The sequence below is a fragment of the Streptomyces sp. SID13726 genome, assembly GCF_010548375.1.
GTDB lineage: Bacteria > Actinomycetota > Actinomycetes > Streptomycetales > Streptomycetaceae > Streptomyces.
In genome coordinates, this window is sequence record NZ_JAAGLY010000911.1 from 1 (window position 1) to 380 (window position 380).

Below are 380 nucleotides of genomic sequence, written 5' to 3' on the forward strand. Positions count from 1 at the left end.
ATCGAGTACGACCCCAACCGCACCGCGCGCATCGCGCTCCTGCACTACGCGGACGGCGAGAAGCGCTACATCATCGCGCCGGCGAAGCTCAAGCAGGGCGACGTCGTCGAGAACGGCGCGGGCGCGGACATCAAGCCCGGCAACAACCTGCCGCTGCGCAACATCCCGACCGGTACGGTCATCCACGCCATCGAGCTCAAGCCCGGTGGCGGCGCGAAGATCGCCCGCTCGGCCGGTGCGTCGGTGCAGCTCGTCGCCAAGGACGGGCCGTACGCGCAGCTGCGCATGCCCTCCGGCGAGATCCGCAACGTCGACCTGCGCTGCCGCGCGACGGTCGGCGAGGTGGGCAACGCCGAGCAGTCGAACATCAACTGGGGCAA

At 69.7% G+C, this 380-nt stretch carries 1 protein-coding gene; it reads left to right on the plus strand.

Going from position 1 to position 380, the window contains the following annotated elements; all coding sequences use genetic code 11:
* Positions 1-380 (plus strand): 50S ribosomal protein L2 (gene rplB / locus G3I78_RS50950; protein WP_164437455.1); only part of this gene is annotated, 380 nt, incomplete at both ends.